At 39.8% G+C, this 1,291-nt stretch carries 2 protein-coding genes; both read left to right on the plus strand.

Annotated features, from left to right (window positions below; translation table 11 throughout):
- Window positions 1-545 (plus strand): C40 family peptidase (locus tag B808_RS05795; protein WP_191975884.1); only part of this gene is annotated, 545 nt, incomplete at its 5' end.
- Between the two features lie 107 nt (window positions 546-652).
- On the plus strand, window positions 653-1,291 hold a 639-nt coding region (locus B808_RS05800), incomplete at its 3' end, for a KxYKxGKxW signal peptide domain-containing protein (protein WP_035422485.1).

Raw genomic sequence — 1,291 nt, forward strand, 5'->3', positions numbered from 1 at the left:
GGTACATGTTCGGTGGTGACGGTCGGATTGTAACGGGACTTTGTGACTGGTTTGGCTCAACGTACTACTTTGATCCAAGCACCTACTTAAAAGTAACAAATGAATGGCGCTTAACAGATCGGGGCTGGTCCTATTTTGATGGAAATGGAATCTTACAAGATACTAAAGATACGCAAAAAGCTGAAAATATTATAAATGTTGCTAGTAGATTTATTGGCTGGGGCTACCGTTGGGGTGGCTCCAACCCTAGTACAGGATTTGATTGTTCAGGACTGACGAGCTATGCGTTTGCCCAGGCTGGAATTAGTTTACCGCGAACAGCAGCTGATCAATACTATGCTTCAACAAAAATTGCTGCTAATCAAGCCCAGCGTGGTGACTTAGTGTTCTTCTCAAATGGTAGTGGTATTTTTCATGTCGGCATTTATTTAGGTAATAACCAGATGCTTGATGCCGAGTCGAATGGCTTAGGAATTCATAGAGTTTCAACCTTTGCTTATTATTCTGGGGCCGCTTCATTTTACGGTCGCTTCTTAAACTTATAAAAGTTAAAAGCATTTTTAATAAGATTGTAATAATTTTATTGTCGTATCTATTATATAATCGCTTTGTGATAAAAATTTACTAACTTTTAATTAGTGGGAGGAAAATAATGAGCTTTGGTAGTAACGAGAAAAAAACTCGCTTCAAAATGTATAAAGCTGGTAAGTCATGGCTAATTGCTGCAACCGTCTTTTTATCATTGATTGGTTTAAGCAATGCGACCATCCATGCTGATGATACCGCGACTGCCGCAACCCCTGTAAGTAGTACCAACCAGTCTCAGTCGGATTCAGAAAATACAACTGGGCAATCGTCTGATACTACCAATTCAGAAAAGCAAGTCGTGGCTACGAAACCAACCGCAGTTGCTGAACAGCAAACGCAGACGGAGCAACAACCAACAAAAACTGATCAATCGAGCACAGATACTAATAAGGTTGAAACTAACCAAACTGATAACGATAAGTCAAATACAGAAATTCCTGATCAAACGAAAACCAATCAGGATAGTGCAACTAGTTCGTCAACCAATGATAATCAAGCTAATGATTCTCAAAAAAGTGATGATAATCAACCTGCTACCGATTCTGATAAAGATTCAAATCAGCCAGATCAACCAGCTGATTCACAGTCAGATGCTCATAAAGCAGTAACTGATGACGTACACCAAAATGACACAATCAAAGATTCTCAGCAATCAACGACAAATGAGCAGCCGGAACAAGCTAAACCAGAGGTAGCTGCTGAA

The sequence above is a fragment of the Fructilactobacillus florum 8D genome, assembly GCF_000512295.1.
GTDB classification, from domain to species: domain Bacteria; phylum Bacillota; class Bacilli; order Lactobacillales; family Lactobacillaceae; genus Fructilactobacillus; species Fructilactobacillus florum.